Here is a 16,741-nt window from a genome sequence, read left to right on the forward strand (position 1 = left end):
TTTAAATGTTAATTCATTTTTGCATCAGCAGCTTAGTTAAAGTCAAACAATTTAATTGCTTTTATGATTTGAATTTTACATTTTTATTAACTATTCATTAAATGTAGATTTCACTAATGCTACACAATATATAAATAAAAAAGGTGAGGATATTACCGATGAAGAGACAGAAAAGAGATCGTTTAGAAAGAGCTCATTCTCAAGGTTTTAAAGCAGGTTTAGCAGGTCGCTCAAAAGAGCTATGCCCTTATCAACAAGTAGATCCCAAATCAGAGTGGTTAGGAGGTTGGCGTGAAGCGATTGAAAACCGCAACATGTACAAAACCTAAAATCAATAATCGAATTTAAGCAAAAAGGCCTCCACGTTGGAGGCCTTTTTGTACGCATTTAAAAATTAAAACGCGCTAGTGTCTTGGAACAAGCCCACTTTTAAATCTTTTGCTTCGTAAATTACTCGGCCATCTACTTCTACAGTGCCATCTGCAACGCCCATGAACAATTTACGTTTAATTACGCGTTTCATTACAAGGCGGTAAGTTACTTTTTTATTAGTTGGTAAAATTTGGCCAGTAAATTTAACTTCACCCACACCTAGCGCACGGCCAAGACCAGGGCCACCAGACCAACCTAAGTAAAAACCAACTAGTTGCCACATAGCATCTAAGCCTAAACAACCAGGCATTACTGGGTCGCCTTTAAAATGACAATCGAAAAACCAAAGGCTAGGGTCAATATCAAGCTCAGCAACAATTTCGCCTTTCCCATGAATACCGCCATCAGCAGTAATAGAGGTAATGCGATCCATCATTAACATGTTGTCACTTGGTAAACGGCAGTTACCTTCACCAAACATTTCACCTTGACCACACAGGATCAACTCTTCTTTTGTATAGCTATTTTTAGGTTCCATAACACTTATCTTCGCTTAGAAATTGCCAAGTACTTTAGCGTACACTTGTACGCTAAACAACTCGGAGCAGTTAAAAAATCAAAATATTGCATATTAAATCATCAATCAATCAACGCGATTGGTTTTTGCACTATAAAACCGCGCAATTACAATCAGAAATCATTATAATTAACGCTGTCTTATAACCAGTCTAAAGGAAGTTTATGATCCTTTTTGTTAACTCACTAACTGTGATTGATTTTTCTTACTTATGTAACAAACGCGGCGCCGTTGGCGAGAGCTGGATTGTTGATTTAACTTTGCACGGTAAACTTAACGAAGAGTCTATGGTTTTAGACTTTGGTTTAGTTAAAAAGCAAATTAAAGGCATTATAGATGAGTGTATTGATCACCGTTTAGCAATTCCTACAGGGCTTAATGGCACAGTATCTGAATTTGACGAGCATAAAACACTCGACTGTACATTTGGTGAAAATAATCACTTAGCTATGAGCGCTCCTCATCAAGCTTATTGCATGATTAACGCAGGCGAAGTAACTGTTGAATCGGTTACCGAATTTTTAATTGCGACTATTTTACCGAAGCTACCAGATAACATTGAAAAAATAGAGCTGTCTCTTAAGCCTGAACACAGCCAAAGTTTTTACTATCATTATAGCCATGGCCTTAAAAAACATGACGGTAATTGCCAGCGTATTATTCATGGGCATCGTTCTCAAATTGGTATTAGCCTAGATGGTATCTCTATGCCGCGCTTGCAAAAAGAATGGTCTCAAAAGTGGGAAGATATTTACTTAGCCACCAGTGAAGATCAAATTAATGCAGCTGATTTAAAACACATACCAGCCAAAGCGGGTGATGTATGTTTTGCTTATACATCGGCACAAGGCTATTTTGAAATGGCTATAAGCGAGTCTCGTTGCGACATTTTGCCAGTAGATACTACTGTAGAATGTATTGCTGAACATGTAGCTGGCCAAATTAAAGCCCAATACCCAGAAAAAGCAGTGAAAGTAACCGCTTATGAAGGTGTTGGAAAAGGATCGATTAGTTATGTTTAAAACACTTTTAGCAACAGCGCTTGTTGCCTCTGCTAGCTTTAGTGCTATGGCGCTTGAGTTAAAAGGACATTTAACACAAGGCGGTTTAGTTACTGGAAAGCTAGAAAACGCTAAATCAGTAAGCTTAGATGGCAAAAGCTTAAAACTTTCACCAAAGGGTGATTTTGTATTTGGTTTTGGGCGTGACGCTGAAACTACTCATACTTTAAAATGGGTAGATAACAATGGTAAATCGCATTCACAATCAATAGCTATCACTAAGCGCGAATATAAAATTGATAAAATTACCGGCGTAGCTAAAAAGTATGTATCTCCACCAAAAGAGGTTAGTGCGCGTATAAGCCGCGAAGCAGTTGCTGTGCGAAAAGCGAGAGAAGTAGAGTCTGATTTATTGTACTTTTTAGACCCTGTTTTAAAGCCTGCAGAAGGGCGCATATCGGGTGTTTACGGCAGTCAGCGCTATTTTAATGGCGAGCCACGTCGTCCGCACTTTGGCTTAGACATTGCCAATAAAACAGGCTCTCCTGTTTACGCGCCTATTAGTGGTGCCGTGGTATTTGCTGAACCTGATTTATACTACTCAGGCGGTACATTAATTATTGATCATGGCCATGGTATTACCTCAACTTACATTCACTTAAGTAAGCTTGATGTAAAAGTGGGTGATAAAATTGAGCAAGGTAACAAAGTGGCTGAAATTGGTGCAACAGGGCGTGTAACGGGTCCTCACCTAGATTGGCGTTTTAACTGGAAAGGCGAACGCCTTGATCCAGCATTACTAATGCAAGATACATTAGCAAACAAAAAGTAGAGATTATGACTGACGTAAATCGCGATGCAATAATTGCTCAGCGTATTGAAGACTCAACCACATCGGTAACTAAAACCGTGTTTCCAGGGCGTACTAATCATCACAATACTTTATTTGGTGGTGATGCACTGGCGTGGATGGATGAAGTGGCATTTATAGCAGCGACTCGTTTTTGCCGTAAGCCTTTGGTAACTATATCTTCTGATAGAGTCGACTTTAAAGAGGCCATACCAGCAGGTACTTTTGCAGAGTTAATAGCTAAAGTAGTGCATGTAGGTAACACCAGCTTAAAAGTTGATGTAGATATATTATTAGAAACTATGCACAAAGACGATAAGCATTCAGCCATTAGTGGCAGCTTTACGTTTGTTGCAGTTGATGATAACCACAGACCGACTCCGGTAGTATGCGACAAAATGATTTATGGTTTTGATTAACTTAAAGCTTTGAATATACGCTAAAGTAAATTTATATAAGCACCTTAATTGGTGCTTATATAAAACCAGTAAAAGAACACATCATACTAAATATTCATTAAGTATAACCTCAACAACAGAGCTAATATTAACTAAAAGAAAGTAATCAAACTGGGGGAATTGATAGGGGTGTGAGTTGCTGGATTTGGATACTAAAAAGGTATGCTTTTAACATACCTTTTTGGTTATATTTAGCTTTTAATCACATTTATTAACACTTATATAAATACATCTTAAAGCACCATTGCTGCAATCCAGCCAAATATCAGCAGCGGAATGTTAAAGTGAATAAACGTTGGAATAACAGAGTCTCTAATGTGGTCGTGCTGGCCATCGGCATTTAAACCCGATGTTGGGCCAAGCGTTGAGTCTGAAGCAGGGGAGCCTGCATCACCTAGAGCGCCCGCAGTACCAACAAGCGCAGCGGTAGCCATAACAGAAAACCCAAGGTCTAAACATAAAGGAACAAACAAAGTTGCAATAATAGGCACTGTTGAAAACGAACTGCCAATTCCCATTGTAATTAATAACCCGACTAACAAAATAACACCAGCGGCCAAAGGTTTATTACCATCAAAAAGGGCGGCTGCGCTGTGTACTAAGCTTGCTACATCGCCAGTGGCTTGCATAACCGATGCAAAACCTTGTGCCGATATCATAATAAAGCCAATCATGGCCATCATCGCAACGCCTTTACTAAATACGTCGCCGTTTTCTTCCCACTTAACTACACCGAAAACACTAAATATCATTACACCTACTAAGCCACCTAAAATCATTGAGCCACTTAGGTTTTGTGCAACAAGGGAGGCAAGTACTGCAAAAAGTCCTACAATCATTACTTTTTTAGGGTTTTCTACCTCAGCCGATTTACTCACAGTTGTTAATGGGAGCTCTGTGTATTCGCGACGTTTTCTGTAGGTAATAAATACCGCAATAAGTAATCCAATAAACATACCTAATGCAGGAATTATCATCGCCATAGGAACTTGTGTATTTACAATCTCTAAGCCGTTATCGACCAGGTTTTTGTGCAAAATAGAGTATAAATAAATACCGCCAAAACCATAAGGTAGCACCATGTAAGACGTTGCTAACCCAAATGTTAAAATACACGCTATAGCACGCCTGTCTAATCTTAACTGATTAAAAACAACAAGTAACGGCGGGATTAAAATAGGAATAAACGCTATGTGTACGGGTACTAAGTTTTGCGAAGAAATCGCACAACCTAAAATAATTAATAAAATGAAGTAACTTAAAAACGTTTCATTCCCGCTGCCTTTAGTATTTACTTTAGCAAGTAACTTATCAGCGAGAATGCGTGTTAAACCCGACTTAGAAATTGCAACGGCAAATGCACCGAGCATGGCATAACTTAGTGCAATTTCAGCTCCGGCAGAAAGGCCAGAGTTAAATGCATCAACACTTTCTTTTATACCCAAGCCTGCAGTAAGACCTGCAACTAACGCGCTTATTATCATGGCAACAATGACGTTAACGCGAGCCAGAGATAGCCCGAGCATTAAAATAACGCCTATAACAACAGCATTCATAGTATTCTCTATTTGGAAATTTTAATTAATTTTATCAGATCTTTAGCCTGAGTTTTACGCTCTTTCGTAAAAGGTTTTTTACCATAGCGTACTTGGTTAAATAACTGCCTAAAAGTGTTTATAGATCGTGCAGAATGAGGAAGTTGATCAGCAAAAAAATGTAACTGCTGACTCGGTGTTAAATTATCGGGTGTGTTTATTTTTTGTTTTTTCGCCCATGCTTTTACTTCATAAAACTCTTTAACCATAGGCGCTAATTTAGACGGGCGTTTTGGCAAGTTTAAATAAATAAAATAAGATATAAAACAAAAACCAACTGTTAGTAAAACCATTAATGGTACAAGCCAAATATTTTTACTACCAAAAATTGATTTTAAAAAATCATTTTGTTTTTCTTCGTCAAAACCAAGTACCCAGCTAGACCATTGATAATCGAGATTTTCAAGTTCCAACCTTAACCAATTAATAGCAGGGAAATTACTTAAACTCACTAAACCAAAATCAAGGTTACTTTTAAATTCGTCATTCAGCTCTTCGTTCTGCGAAAGTGAGCCATTTAAACGCTCTGGTGCAACAACGGCGGTTGCATCAAAAATAACCCAACCTTCGTTTTGTAAAAATACTTCTACCCATGCATGTGCGTCGTATTGGCGAACAGTGAGCGTATTATTATCTTGATTTAATTCACCACCTAAATAGCCACTTACTAGTCGAGCGGGTATACCTGCGGTTCTAAAAATGTACGCAGCGGCACTGGCATAGTGGCCACAAAAGCCACGTTGGTTATCAAATAAAAATTGATCTATGGTGTTATCGCCGCTCATAGGTGTGGGAGTTAATGTGTAAGTAAATCCCGTACCTGCAAAGTATTGTAATAAGCGGTTATAAAAATCGCGATCAGAGTGTGTATTTTGCTTTAAGGTTTTAGCAAGTGATGATGTTTTTACATTCTTTTTATAAGCGAGGTATTTATAGCGTTTTTCTTCAAATTCGCCAAGCGGTAAAGCTGTGAAGTTAAAGCTATTTACATCGTATTGTAAGTTTTTAGCTTGGCGACTTTTTTTACGTAATAAACCTAGCGAATTACCTTCAACATTTGGTGAGTTACTACTGGAATACGCTAAACCATAGAGCCATTTTTGTGTAGCAGGCTCTGTAATAACTGAGTAGCTTGCAATAAGTTGCTCATCATTTTCGCTCTGCGTATTTGTTTTTACATTATTATATTTTAAAAAGTCAGACGTAAGCCACGCATTACCATTAAACTCATCATGGACTATTGCTCGCCAATAATAAGGCGCTACAGGTTTTTCTTCGTTAAATTTAGCTCTAAACACAAGTTCATCTGAGTTTGACAGCTTTGCAATATCGAATGGATCGACCTGTTCAGAAAGCCCTGTTTTAGCAAGCTTAGGCCCAGGAAGCTGCCAAAAGGCGGGCATTTTTGGTAAAAAAAGCAGTAAAAATATAGCTAAAGGAAGCGCTAAAAGTAGCAATTTACCACTTTGCTTAGAAGCGATTTTTAAATTATGTTTGGACTCGAGTAGGCCAAGTACTGCAAAGTTTAATATGTATAAACTACTAACAGTTAAAGTCGTTAAAATGCTTTGGTTAAATAAATACACAGATGAGAGTGAAAAAAACGTAAGCGTTGTAATTACATGATAGTGTTTTTTGGTTTTAGCCTGTAGCAGCTTAAATAAACTAGCAAGTAGCAGCATGGCCACAAATAAAATAACCGTATCCGACATGCCTACTGTGAAGAGCATTAAACCGAGTGACACACCTGCGAGTATATTGGCCAGCCAAGCATTTGGCTTTGGTTTATTACTCAGCGTTATGTAAAAGTTCCATGCACAAATAAGTGAAAGTACACCTACAAAAACAAGCGGTAAATGTGATACAAAAAATACAATCAAACATGCATATATAAAAGACAGCGAATAATTTATTACTTTTTCGTTTTTAAGTATGTCCATTACACATCACCATTAAATGAGCATAATAATTCTAAGCATTGCTGCTTATGTTGCTGTCCGGTATTTGTATTTATTGTTTTATTCGGTAGCTTTAACATAAAAGGGGTGTTTTTCTCGGTTGCTTCACACACTAAAAAGCATAACTGGCTTAAGCGCTGCTCTGTATCTCCATTTATTAACGTAAAATCGAGAAGCGCATTTGCTGTTTTAAAGTCTACAAACTCTTTAACTAACAACTGCTGTGTTTTTGCGTAATGCTTCCACGACACTCTTTGCAAGCCCATCTCTGGTAAATGTGGGATAAGAGACTCAAACTCTTCGCTACCAGATTGTGTAGAAATACCTTTATCGGCTTGCTCATCAAGCATAGAAACATTCGCATCACTGTGTACTTGTTCAAGCGACGGATATACAAATACATCTTCTTGTAATTGAATGTAACTCCAAACAGTTATTAAGCCAAAGGGATAGTTACTCGCTATTTTAATACGTTGTACTGAGTACTTACCGCGTGAGCTGTAGGGTAAGTGGAGTGTAAGTAACTGAGGTATACTATCAACTTGGCCGGTATGTTTGTGAGTTTGCTCACTACCTTGATATGTTAAATTAATAGATTGGGTAACAGAAGGGCTTTGTAATTCAAATATAATACTCGGTTTTTGAGGAGCGTAGCTACTAAATGCATCTTTAAATTTAACTGTTAAGCCTTTAGCGTTACTGTAGCCCATTAATACAGCAATAATCATTACCACAAACATAAGATAAGACATTATTAAAATTAAATTATTTTGATAGTTAATGCCCATCACAAAGTTTAAAATAGCCACAATTAAAAAGTACCAACCTAGGGACGATGGCAACACATAAATTGTTCTGTGTTCAAGTGTAATTGAGTTTTTTAAATGTTTATTTTTTAATAACTTATTAAATACACTTCGCTTAAATGACTTAAATAAAGAAGGGCGCTTAGCTGTTTTTTTGGCATAAAAATTTATACCGGAACTAAAACGTTTTTTAAAATATCGTTTACTTGCGCTTCACCTGACTCATTATGCAAACCTAATCGATGCTGACATACACTTGCAAATACGGCTTGAACATCTTCTGGCATTACAAAATCACGACCATCAATAAAGGCCCACGACCTAGCCGCTTTAGCCAGAGCCATACTGGCTCGAGGTGATAACGATGCAGCAAAAGCGTTGCTTGTGCGTGTGTAATTAACAAGCTCTATAATGTAGTCAATAACCGGGCTACTTAAAGTAATTTGGTTTATTTGGCTTTGAATTGCCGCTAACTCTTGTTGGTTAATACGCTTAGGTAACTGACTGTAATCTCGTTTTTGCATATTCAAAATTAAGCGTTTTTCGGCTTCTTTAGGTGGAAAACCTAAGCTAATGCGCATTAAAAACCGATCTAATTGCGACTCAGGTAACGGGTAGGTACCTGATTGGTAAAGCGGGTTTTGTGTTGCAATCACAAAAAATGGATTTGGCAGCGTATATTTTTTTCCATCAACTGTTACTTGTTGCTCTTCCATTGCTTCAAGCAACGCACTTTGTGTTTTGGGCCCTGCGCGGTTTATTTCATCAGCTAAAACAACTTGGCTAAAAATAGGGCCTTTATGAAACGTAAAGCTATGCTCGGTAGAGTTAAAAACATTAGTACCCAAAATATCGGCAGGCAGAAGATCACTGGTAAATTGTATACGCTGATACGATAAACCTAACACAGCTGACAATGCATGAGAAAGAGTGGTTTTTCCCATACCTGGCAAATCTTCAATGAGTAAATGCCCTTCGCTAAATAAGCATGTAAGTGCCAGTTTTATTTGTTGTTGTTTACCAAATATAACACTCGAAAGATCTTCTATAATCGCAGTAACAGTACTTTGCATGCTAACCTTATTATTATTCTATTAGTTCGAGGCGCTTCATTACGGTGTCTACTTTTTTTGCATTAAATGGTTTCGCAATAAACCCTTTAGCACCTAGCTCCCACGTGTTTTGCACATTTTCAAAACTGTTATGACCAGAGCACATTACAACGTGTGCGTGAGGGTAGGTAATATTAATAAACTCTAGGATATCTGTGCCATCAGAGTCAGGTAAATCTACATCTAAAAATATTACGTTAGGCGATTTTTCATCAATAACCGGTTTAGCTGAACTAAAGTCTACACTTTCTAAAATATCTTCATAACCTAGTTCGGTTAAAATCTGGTTTAGGTAATCACGTATTTCTTTAACATCGTCAATGATGAGGATGGGCTCTAGCGGGCGAACAAATTCCATATGTAGGTTACTTCTATTTTGAATACATCTAAGTGCTTTAATACTAAGCTAACCCCTTCATAAGCTCAAGAACGTTACTTAAAAAACACTAATAAATAAACAGTTTATAGGTCTGACCAACAGCCTATTTTAAAAGGATCACCTGCTTTTATATCTTCTACTAACTTATGTTTACATGAATTGTATTGAGCAATAATGATGTATCTACAACAAATTCCTTAATCCAGAACCTTATTTCCTCAAAATTTGATGTAACAAATTTGCTACTTAACTTATTGATTCAAAAATATTTACATATAAATTCGATTTTTGTAAACGTTTTGTAATAAAAAATCGTTGACCTTCTAAATTCATTCTGTGATTATGCTCACCGGATGGGCTTATGCTCATAAGTGCAATTTCATTAACCATTTAATGTTTTGCTCAGCCAGCCTCATCTATACACACTGAATTAATACCAATTTCATTAAATGAAAATGCAATTTAATAAAGTTGGCATCACACACCACACTAAATAAAGAGCTTATTATGTTGAATAATAAAAAGACTAAATTTGCAATTTCTCTCATAGCGGCAGCTATGGCTACATCGGCTCCAGCACAGGCTGATATTTCTGAATATTTAGATCGCGTTGACGTAGACTTTTTACTAATGCAAAACTTTCAGTCAATTCAGGCTAAAGACGGTGCATTTCGTCCAGAAGATGAAGAACAAGAATCAGGATTTGGGCGTATTAGAGCAAATCTAATGCTTAAATTTCATATTAACGAGTTCATTACTGCCGATATAGATATTGCAGAAGAGCCTAATGACTTTGGTGGCGAAGATCGTGACTTTTCATTTCACAACGATTTTGCAGGTGTTGAATTTGACTTACTAGGTCTTTATGGCACACCAAAAGAAAACGCAAATTTAACACTGCGTTTAGGTAACATTGGTGGATCGCCTTTTCAATTTAAAGGTTTTCAAGACGGCGCAGATAACCAAAGTAATGCACTTATAGGTAATGGTATTACCGATTACGCAACCGCAGAAAACGGTGCACAGCTAAGTTACAGCGAAACTTTCGATAGTGGTGTAGTACGTGCTTATAATGTTACAGGTCACATTACGACTTCAAGTTTCGGTGAAGCATTTCAAGAAGACAGAGGTTATAACTACCGACTTCAAGGTACTCTAGAATTTGAAGGTGGCTTTAAAGCAGGTTTAAACTTATTAAAAGCCAATCAAGGCGACCAGTTACGTTTTGAAAATGGCGTAGCAAGTCTTGATGGTGTAACCACAACAAACTATCGCTTTGGCGATGGTGAAAACTATAATTTCTCAGCGTCACCTTCGAACGAGCGTGACACTCACGTTGGTGCAATGCCAGGGCTTGAGCAATCAATCATCCAGCTTAACTTAGCTTATCAACCATCTGACGAAACTAGCTTAATTTTTATGGTTGGTAAATCATCTGATGACTACACATTCGCAGATGCCGCTGGTAATGCAGTTGCCGGTATTACCTACTTTGGTACAAACGGTATAGCAGATGAAAATGGCACTACTTTTGATTCAAACAGTGTAATAGAAGGCGACTCATCGGTTGAGTACTTCGTGTTTGAAGCACAACAATATATTATTCCTAAAAAGCTATATGTAGCGGCTCGTTATGCAGAAGCCGAAAACACTTCCGACTTAATTGAACAAACAGACAATACAGTAGAGCGTATTCAAGTAGCCGCAGGTTACTGGTTTAACGATAAAACGCTTTTAAAAGTTGAGTATGTTAACCAAGAAGAAGATGTTAATTCGGGCGGTCAAATCGGTAAAGGATTTGACGGCTTCACTTCTGAAATATCTGTTAAATTTTAAATCATTATCCAAACTAGTCTAACTATTTAAACAAAGGACCTAAAAAGGCACTTTGCGGGCAGTTTTATGCGTTAAAACTGCCATAAATAGAATTGGCAATAGATTGAAATTTAATAGCACTTGTTAAAACATAACGTGTATGGGGAATACCCGATGAAAAATAAATTAATTATGCTCGCGTGTGGCTTTATAAGTATGGGCGCTGCGGCAAAAGAAACAATTACAATAGCGACTGTTAACAATGGTGACATGATCACCATGAAAGAATTAAGCAGTGACTTTACCAGCCAAAACCCTGATATAGAATCTAAAATGGGTTACTCTAGAGGAAAACATTCTTCGCCAACGTGTCACAACCGATGTTGCAACAAAAGGCGGCCAATACGATGTTATGACCATAGGTACTTATGAAGTACCAATTTGGGGCAAGCAAAATTGGCTAAAAGAGCTGGATAATTTAGGTGAAAACTACGATTTAGACGATTTAATTCCGGCAATTCGAAGCGGTTTAACGATTAATGACAAACTTTATGCTGCGCCATTTTATGGCGAAAGCTCAATGGTTATGTACCGCACTGACTTAATGGAAAAAGCAGGGCTGACAATGCCTAAAGCCCCAACATGGGACTTTATACGCAAAGCTGCTAAAGCGATGACAGATAAAAAAGAAGGTGTTTATGGCCTTTGTCTACGTGGTAAAGCAGGTTGGGGCGAAAACGTTGCGCTTATTACATCCATGGCAAATTCGTTTGGTGCTCGTTGGTTTGATGAAAATTGGAAGCCACAGTTTAATACCCCAGAGTGGGAAAATACCCTTCAGTATTATGTAGATGTGATGACAGAATCTGGTCCTGCTGGTTCATCTGCAAACGGTTTTAATGAAAACCTTGCATTATTTCAAACCGGAAAATGTGGTATTTGGATTGATGCAACCGTTGCAGGTGCATTTGTTACCAACAAAAAAGACTCAGAAGTTGCCGATAAAGTAGGGCTTGCACTTGCACCAGATAACGGCCTAGGTAAACGCGGTAACTGGTTATGGTCTTGGACTTTAGCCGTACCGGCAAGCAGCAAAAAACCAAATGCCGCAATGAAATTTATTAGCTGGGCAACATCTAAAGAATACACTCAACTTGTAGCCGACAAAAAAGGTTGGGCAAAAGTACCGCCAGGTACACGTAAATCACTTTACAGTAATCAAAAGTACATGGATGCAGCACCGTTTGCGCAAATTACCTTAGATTCTATTCAATCTGCAGATCCTAAAAATCCAACCGTTAAACCGGTGCCTTATGTAGGTATTCAGTTTGTTGCTATTCCTGAGTTTCAAGGAATTGGTACAGCTGTTGGGCAACAATTTTCAGCAGCATTAACTGGCCAAATGACCGTTAAGCAAGCGCTTAGTACGTCTCAGCACCTCGTTGAGCGAACAATGCGTAAAGCTCGCTATCCTAAATAGCATGTAATGGGCGGGTAAGTACTCAAACTTACCCAATATTTTATGTCAATTCTATTTACTTGTTAGTTATAAACACTATCAAGGGTTTCTGATTTTCACTTGATAGTTAACAAGTAAATAGAATTGGCTTTTTTAAGGTCACCTTTATGGCAACAACTAACTCGCGCACGCTTGCTCGGTTTATGCTTCTTCCTAGTGTAATTTTATTACTTGCTTGGATGATAGTTCCGCTGTGTATGACACTGTATTTTTCATTTATTGATTACAACTTACTCGTTCCTGGGGATAAAGAGTTTGTAGGCTTTTTAAACTATGAATTTTTCTTAACTGATCCGGCTTTTTTTGAATCATTTTTTAACACGCTTTACTTAGTAACTGGGGTTTTACTTATCACTATTTGTGGTGGTATTGGCTTAGCTATTTTACTAGACCAAGCCATATGGGGACGAAATTACGTTCGCATTATGGTATTAGCCCCATTTTTTGTAATGCCAACTGTGTCGGCATTGGTATGGAAAAACATGCTAATGAACCCAGTTAATGGCTTATTTGCACATTTCGCGATTTGGCTTGGCTTTGAACCTATCGACTTTTTTGCTCAAATGCCGTTATTTTCAATCATCATAATTGTTTCTTGGCAGTGGTTACCGTTTGCAGCATTAATACTGCTAACAGCAATACAATCATTAGACCGCGAGCAATTAGAAGCGGCTGATTTAGATGGCGCTGGGCCATTTAGTAAGTTTTTTTACATCGTTTTACCGCACTTATCGCGCGCTGTAACGGCTGTTATTTTAATCGAAACTATATTTTTACTGTCAATCTTTGCTGAAATATTAGTTACAACTAGTGGCGGCCCTGGTTATTCGTCAACCAATATAACGTACTTAATTTACACGCAATCACTACTTCAATTTGATGTAGGTGGCGGTTCGGCAGGGGGCATAGTTGCAGTTATTATTGCAAATATTGTCGCTATATTTTTAATGCGCTTAATTGGCAAAAACTTGGAAGGTTAATTATGACTATAAAAAATAGCCGTCGTTCCAAACTAATTTATACCATTACTGCATGGACAATAAGCGGCATGATTTTCTTTCCAATTTTATGGACGTTAATCACAAGCTTTAAAACAGAAGCTGAAGCAATTTCAGCAAGTCCAAGCTTATATGCATTCGATTGGACGCTCGAAAATTACCGAGATGTACTGTCGCGTTCGCCATACTTTAACCATTTTTGGAACTCTGTAGTTATATCACTAGGTTCAAGTTTGCTGGGTTTATTAATTGCTGTACCTGCAGTTTGGTCTATGGCTTTTGTACAAACTAAAAAAACAAAGCATTTATTAATGTGGATGCTTTCAACCAAAATGTTACCGCCAGTAGGGGTACTTATTCCGATTTATTTATTGTTTCGAGACTTTGCGCTACTCGATACAAAATTAGGTTTAGTGGTTGTAATGACACTCATTAACTTACCAATAATGGTATGGATGCTGTACACCTACTTTAGAGAAATACCAAACGAAATACTTGAAGCTTCACGTATGGATGGCGCAACAATTGGTGAAGAAATATTCCATGTTTTATTACCAATAGCCTTACCGGGTATAGCCTCAACGCTATTGTTAAATGTAATTTTGTCATGGAACGAAGCATTTTGGACACTTATTTTAACCGCTGCAAATGCTGCACCTTTAACGGCATTTATTGCCAGTTACTCAAGCCCTGAGGGGTTATTTTACGCTAAGTTATCGGCAGCATCTGCCATGGCCATTGTGCCAATTTTAATACTTGGTTGGTTTAGTCAAAAACAATTAGTGCGTGGATTAAGTTTCGGCGCAGTAAAATAGGAGAATACACATGGGCAGCATCACACTAAAACAAGTCACTAAAAACTTTGATGAAGTTAACGTAATTAAACCGCTAGACTTAGAAATTAAAGACGGTGAGTTTATCGTATTTGTTGGTCCGTCGGGCTGTGGTAAATCGACATTACTTCGTATGATCGCAGGGCTTGAAGATACCACCAGTGGTAATATAGAAATTGACGGCATTGACGCTACAAAAACACCGCCTGCAAAAAGAGGCTTAGCAATGGTGTTTCAATCCTACGCGTTATATCCGCATATGACAGTGCGTAACAATATTGCTTTTCCTTTAAAAAGAGCCAAAGTTAGCCCTGCAGAAATCGAAAGTAAAATTGCTAAAGCCGCTAAAATTCTTAATTTGACCGATTATTTAGACCGAAAGCCTGGGCAATTATCGGGCGGTCAGCGCCAGCGTGTAGCGATAGGGCGCGCAATTGTTCGTCAGCCTTCGGCATTTTTATTTGATGAACCGCTTTCAAATCTTGATGCGTCACTACGTGTAAATATGCGTTTAGAAATATCTGAATTACATAAAAGTTTAGCTACAACAATGATTTATGTTACGCACGATCAGGTTGAAGCTATGACAATGGCAGATAGAATCGCGGTATTTAATGCCGGTATTATTGAACAGGTAGGCACACCTTTAGAGCTTTATAAAAACCCAGTAAACAAATTTGTAGCTGGTTTTATTGGCTCTCCAAAAATGAACTTTATAGATGCTCCACAAAATGAAGATGCGAATGTTAGTTGTATTGGTATACGACCAGAGCATATAACACTCTCTACTGAGCAAGGAACGTGGGCTGGTACTGTCGGTGTAATTGAGCATTTAGGATCGGAAAGCTTTTTACATATAAATATTGAAGGCAAAGGGACCGTAACAGTAAAAGCAGATGGTGATTGTCCGTTAAAATATGGCGACAGTATTTACCTAAGCGCACCGGCTGATAAAGTATTAAAGTTTGATAATAACGGTTTAACAATTCGCTAGAGCCAATCTTTAATTACCTTAAATAGCACCTTTATAAGGGTGCTATTAACTAAATTCTAATTACATAATCCTATGAAACCTAGGTATTTTTTATTAAGGAATGGTATATTTACAACTATAAATAACAAAAACGTTATTAATAAATAGATACTCCAAAATTAATAAAATAATTTATATAGCAGCACATATAATTGAAATTATGTAATGAAAATAAGGACTTAGTTTTCCTTCTATTTTAAGAGGTTTACGTGGTAAAGCTATCAAATACAGAAATTAGAAAGCTAGATGATGCAGCCAGAGCAGGGTGGTTATATTATGTTGGCGGTAACACACAAGATGAAATTGCTAAAAAGCTAAATATATCTCGCCAATCTGCACAAAGAATGGTCGCATTATCTGTGAGCCAAGGATTAATTAAAGTTAGACTTGACCACCCGATTGCCAAATGTATGGATTTGGCCGAAAAATTAAAAAGCCGTTTTGGGTTAGATTCGTGTGAAGTTGTACCGAGCGATCCGTCTGAACCATCGTCTACATTAGGTTTGGCTCAAGCTGGCGCGGCAGAAATAGAACGTCATTTAAAATCAGAACAACCCAAAGTACTTGCTATGGGAACCGGTCGAGTTTTACGTTCATGTGTAGATGAACTAAGAACCGTCGATTGTCCGCAACATAAAATTGTAGCCATGCTAGGTAATATGGCTTTGGATGGATCGGCTTCACCTTATGATGTTGTAGTAAGAATGGCCGAACACACCAATGCAAAACATTATCCAATGCCATTGCCAGTTTTACCCAGAAGCATTGAAGAAAAAGAACAGTTACACGCACAACAAAATATTACCGGTAATTTAAAACTCGCTAAAGATGCCGATGTAACATTTGTGGGTATTGGTAGCTTAGGTGAAAAGTCGCCATTACATATAGATGGTTTTATTGATGCGCAAGAACTTAAAGAGTTACAAGATCTTGGTGCTGTTGGTGAAATGATTAGTTGGGTGTTTGATAAAAACGGTAAGCTTTTAGATTGCACAGTTAATCAGCGTGTAGCAAGTACGCCATTAAAAACAAATGCTAACAAACAGATTTATGCGATAGCTGCTGGTGAAGAAAAAGTGTTAGCCATTTTGGGCGCAGTAAGGTCAAACATGATCAGTGGATTAATCACTAACGAATATACAGCTGAGCGTTTATTAAGTATTGATTAAACAAATTGAGAAATAAAGTATCTGTATTAATAATACCTGTTATTGTAATAAAATCACTTAATGTCCGATACCGTCTAGTATTGGACATAGTAAGGGCGCATTTAAGCGCTCTTTCTATATATGCATAAACTACCTATAATTTATATTATGTTAAATACCGTTATTTTGTCACTAATCAGGCCACTATTGCAGTTCAATCAAAATGACAGCCCTAAGCCCCATTTTTATAACTTTTCTTTTTTTACGATCTTTTTTCATTTTTTTTC

Annotated in this window: 15 protein-coding genes and 1 pseudogene; 10 read left to right on the plus strand and 6 right to left on the minus strand. The window is 37.6% G+C overall.

Translation table 11 applies throughout. The features are described from left to right. Positions 1 to 158 precede the first annotated feature (158 nt). Entirely contained in the window at positions 159 to 329 is a 171-nt protein-coding gene (gene rmf, locus P4S71_RS17895) for a ribosome modulation factor (protein ID WP_002960897.1), read from the plus strand. Positions 330 to 394: 65 nt separating this feature from the next. Here the strand turns inward: rmf and fabA are convergent, their stop codons facing one another. Further along, a complete protein-coding gene (gene fabA, locus P4S71_RS17900) occupies positions 395 to 910 on the minus strand; it encodes a bifunctional 3-hydroxydecanoyl-ACP dehydratase/trans-2-decenoyl-ACP isomerase (RefSeq protein ID WP_002960896.1) in 516 nt (171 codons plus the stop codon). A 203-nt stretch (positions 911 to 1,113) separates the two neighbouring features. On the opposite strand from fabA, the gene P4S71_RS17905 reads away from it, so the two are divergent. The 3 genes from P4S71_RS17905 to P4S71_RS17915 are packed head-to-tail and all read left to right on the plus strand — an operon-like array spanning position 1,114 to position 3,219. Then, entirely contained in the window at positions 1,114 to 1,971 is an 858-nt protein-coding gene (locus tag P4S71_RS17905; protein ID WP_096793082.1) for a 6-carboxytetrahydropterin synthase, read from the plus strand. Next, entirely contained in the window at positions 1,964 to 2,782 is an 819-nt protein-coding gene (locus P4S71_RS17910; protein WP_007377144.1) for a M23 family metallopeptidase, read from the plus strand. The genes P4S71_RS17905 and P4S71_RS17910 overlap by 8 nt, the downstream gene beginning before the upstream one ends. A 5-nt stretch (positions 2,783 to 2,787) precedes the next feature. Beyond that, the gene (locus tag P4S71_RS17915; protein ID WP_002960891.1) at positions 2,788 to 3,219 is read left to right on the plus strand and encodes an acyl-CoA thioesterase; all 432 of its coding nucleotides are present in this window, start codon (positions 2,788 to 2,790) and stop codon (positions 3,217 to 3,219) included. A gap of 272 nt (positions 3,220 to 3,491) precedes the next feature. Here P4S71_RS17915 and P4S71_RS17920 read toward each other — a convergent pair whose 3' ends face one another. The 5 genes from P4S71_RS17920 to P4S71_RS17940 all read right to left on the minus strand — a co-directional run bounded on the left by P4S71_RS17920 (position 3,492) and on the right by P4S71_RS17940 (position 9,087). Beyond that, positions 3,492 to 4,814: a Na+/H+ antiporter family protein gene (locus P4S71_RS17920; RefSeq protein WP_337151184.1), complete on the minus strand. Its 1,323-nt coding sequence runs from the start codon at positions 4,812 to 4,814 to the stop codon at positions 3,492 to 3,494. An 8-nt stretch (positions 4,815 to 4,822) separates the two neighbouring features. After that, positions 4,823 to 6,793 carry a transglutaminase family protein gene (locus tag P4S71_RS17925; protein WP_337151185.1) on the minus strand — a complete coding sequence of 657 codons (1,971 nt, stop codon included), beginning with the start codon at positions 6,791 to 6,793 and terminating at the stop codon, positions 4,823 to 4,825. Continuing rightward, complete coding sequence (locus P4S71_RS17930; protein ID WP_337151186.1) at positions 6,793 to 7,656, minus strand: DUF58 domain-containing protein; 864 nt, start codon at positions 7,654 to 7,656, stop codon at positions 6,793 to 6,795. Before P4S71_RS17930 ends, P4S71_RS17925 begins: the two co-directional genes overlap by 1 nt. A 128-nt stretch (positions 7,657 to 7,784) precedes the next feature. Next, positions 7,785 to 8,690 (minus strand): AAA family ATPase, encoded by a 906-nt coding sequence (locus tag P4S71_RS17935; protein ID WP_149614160.1) that lies wholly within the window; start codon positions 8,688 to 8,690, stop codon positions 7,785 to 7,787. A gap of 13 nt (positions 8,691 to 8,703) precedes the next feature. Further along, on the minus strand, positions 8,704 to 9,087 hold the full coding sequence (locus P4S71_RS17940; RefSeq protein WP_007377149.1) for a response regulator: 384 nt from the start codon (positions 9,085 to 9,087) through the stop codon (positions 8,704 to 8,706). A gap of 528 nt (positions 9,088 to 9,615) precedes the next feature. Between P4S71_RS17940 and P4S71_RS17945 the strand changes: the two genes are divergently transcribed. From P4S71_RS17945 to P4S71_RS17970, 6 genes and pseudogenes are all read left to right on the plus strand, one after another. Next, positions 9,616 to 10,944, plus strand: coding sequence for a hypothetical protein (locus P4S71_RS17945; protein WP_337120368.1), 1,329 nt, complete (start codon positions 9,616 to 9,618; stop codon positions 10,942 to 10,944). 153 nt (positions 10,945 to 11,097) lie between these two features. Continuing rightward, positions 11,098 to 12,403: pseudogene (locus P4S71_RS17950) on the plus strand (ABC transporter substrate-binding protein). A gap of 146 nt (positions 12,404 to 12,549) precedes the next feature. Continuing rightward, positions 12,550 to 13,422: a carbohydrate ABC transporter permease gene (locus P4S71_RS17955; RefSeq protein WP_002960879.1), complete on the plus strand. Its 873-nt coding sequence runs from the start codon at positions 12,550 to 12,552 to the stop codon at positions 13,420 to 13,422. Between the two features lie 2 nt (positions 13,423 to 13,424). After that, a complete protein-coding gene (locus P4S71_RS17960; protein WP_337151187.1) occupies positions 13,425 to 14,255 on the plus strand; it encodes a carbohydrate ABC transporter permease in 831 nt (276 codons plus the stop codon). 10 nt (positions 14,256 to 14,265) lie between these two features. Then, the gene (locus P4S71_RS17965) at positions 14,266 to 15,267 is read left to right on the plus strand and encodes an ABC transporter ATP-binding protein (RefSeq protein ID WP_337151188.1); all 1,002 of its coding nucleotides are present in this window, start codon (positions 14,266 to 14,268) and stop codon (positions 15,265 to 15,267) included. 248 nt (positions 15,268 to 15,515) lie between these two features. After that, complete coding sequence (locus tag P4S71_RS17970; RefSeq protein ID WP_002960874.1) at positions 15,516 to 16,475, plus strand: sugar-binding transcriptional regulator; 960 nt, start codon at positions 15,516 to 15,518, stop codon at positions 16,473 to 16,475. Positions 16,476 to 16,741 lie beyond the last annotated feature (266 nt).

Origin of the sequence: Pseudoalteromonas sp. B62 (assembly GCF_037162565.1) — a bacterium.
In the GTDB taxonomy this organism is placed as follows: domain Bacteria; phylum Pseudomonadota; class Gammaproteobacteria; order Enterobacterales; family Alteromonadaceae; genus Pseudoalteromonas; species Pseudoalteromonas fuliginea.

Bases quoted from the DNA above. Each gene is read 5' to 3' on its own strand.
- rmf (WP_002960897.1), top strand. From the start codon at position 159: ATGAAGAGACAGAAAAGAGATCGTTTAGAAAGAGCTCATTCTCAAGGT.
- fabA (WP_002960896.1), bottom strand. From the start codon at position 910: ATGGAACCTAAAAATAGCTATACAAAAGAAGAGTTGATCCTGTGTGGT.
- P4S71_RS17905 (WP_096793082.1), top strand. From the start codon at position 1,114: ATGATCCTTTTTGTTAACTCACTAACTGTGATTGATTTTTCTTACTTA.
- P4S71_RS17910 (WP_007377144.1), top strand. From the start codon at position 1,964: ATGTTTAAAACACTTTTAGCAACAGCGCTTGTTGCCTCTGCTAGCTTT.
- P4S71_RS17915 (WP_002960891.1), top strand. From the start codon at position 2,788: ATGACTGACGTAAATCGCGATGCAATAATTGCTCAGCGTATTGAAGAC.
- P4S71_RS17920 (WP_337151184.1), bottom strand. From the start codon at position 4,814: ATGAATGCTGTTGTTATAGGCGTTATTTTAATGCTCGGGCTATCTCTG.
- P4S71_RS17925 (WP_337151185.1), bottom strand. From the start codon at position 6,793: ATGGACATACTTAAAAACGAAAAAGTAATAAATTATTCGCTGTCTTTT.
- P4S71_RS17935 (WP_149614160.1), bottom strand. From the start codon at position 8,690: ATGCAAAGTACTGTTACTGCGATTATAGAAGATCTTTCGAGTGTTATA.
- P4S71_RS17940 (WP_007377149.1), bottom strand. From the start codon at position 9,087: ATGGAATTTGTTCGCCCGCTAGAGCCCATCCTCATCATTGACGATGTT.
- P4S71_RS17945 (WP_337120368.1), top strand. From the start codon at position 9,616: ATGTTGAATAATAAAAAGACTAAATTTGCAATTTCTCTCATAGCGGCA.
- P4S71_RS17955 (WP_002960879.1), top strand. From the start codon at position 12,550: ATGGCAACAACTAACTCGCGCACGCTTGCTCGGTTTATGCTTCTTCCT.
- P4S71_RS17960 (WP_337151187.1), top strand. From the start codon at position 13,425: ATGACTATAAAAAATAGCCGTCGTTCCAAACTAATTTATACCATTACT.
- P4S71_RS17965 (WP_337151188.1), top strand. From the start codon at position 14,266: ATGGGCAGCATCACACTAAAACAAGTCACTAAAAACTTTGATGAAGTT.